This is a genomic window from Microbulbifer taiwanensis (assembly GCF_014904815.1).
GTDB lineage: Bacteria > Pseudomonadota > Gammaproteobacteria > Pseudomonadales > Cellvibrionaceae > Microbulbifer > Microbulbifer taiwanensis.
The window spans coordinates 1-1,072 of the sequence record NZ_JACZFR010000100.1 but is presented as its reverse complement, the minus strand read 5'-3'; the positions used below and the strand labels follow the sequence as shown (position 1 = coordinate 1,072).

Below are 1,072 nucleotides of genomic sequence, written 5' to 3'. Positions count from 1 at the left end.
CGCCCACTCCCGGTCATCCCGTACCATGGCATTCAGAATCGTCAAAAACTTCCTCATTGCGGCCGTCAGCGCGACCTTTTTATGCTTCCCCTGTTTGACCAGGTGTCGATAGAATCCGCCGATTACCGGGTTACACTGGACCGCGCTAAGTGTCGCCATATACAGCGTAGTACGGACACTGTGGCGACCTCCAAAAATTCTACGTTTGCCTTTGCTCTTGCCACTGTCTCGATTAATTGGCGCAAGTCCAGCCAGCGAAGCGATCTCTTTGTTGTTCAGGGTCCCTAGCTCCGGCATCTCGCTGAGCAGAGTCCAGATCAGCGCTTTGCCAACGCCGGGAGTCGTTTCGAGCAATGCCTTTCGTTCGCTCCACGCGGCTTCTTCCTCCACGGTTTTAGATAGGCGCTCTTCCACCCAATCGACTTCCCGTTGAAGCGCCTTGATTACTCTGTTACATGAGCGATCAACTGGTTTGCCCATTATCTTCTGGCGGTTTAACTCCATGGTTCTGATGTCAATCAGCTGCCTGCGGCGAACAACTAAGTCTTTGATTAATAATAGATTTTTGCTCTTCTGTGCGGTCAGCCGGGGTTTCATCGTGGCTGCGTAGCGAGCCATGATTTGCGCATCCAGTTTGTCTGTTTTTGCCTGTTGGTCGGCCGCCCTCGCGAACTGCCGAATCAAGATCGGCCGGACAACGGCAATCGGAAGCTTCTTTTCAAAGGCAGCCAGTGTAAATGCCATTTCATAGCGCCCTGTGGCCTCCAGGACAATACGATCTAGCTGATAGCGCCTTAGGCGCCCAATGGCCTCACGGATACCATCATCGTTGTTCTCGACAACGAAGTGCTTGTTCCTTTCCCAGATAAAGAAGTCCAATTGGTACTTTCCAACATCGACTCCTACGTTAACGCCCGCTTTCTCTTTGTTCATTGTCATAAGCACTCTTACTTGCTAAATTCGGGCTCGAAGCCCATTCGACTGTTCGAGATAAAATCGGGTCGGGGTGGCGTCCCAGCTTGTTAACGGTATCGAGTACCTGGCATGCATCGGACTGCCACCCCGGTAACTA

The 1,072-nt window shown here is 52.1% G+C and carries 1 protein-coding gene; it reads right to left on the bottom strand.

All coding sequences use genetic code 11. The annotated features are described in order from the left end of the window. A partial coding sequence (locus tag IG627_RS20650; RefSeq protein WP_193195207.1) for an IS110 family RNA-guided transposase occupies positions 1-939 on the bottom strand: 939 nt, incomplete at its 3' end. Between the last annotated feature and the right edge of the window lie 133 nt (positions 940-1,072).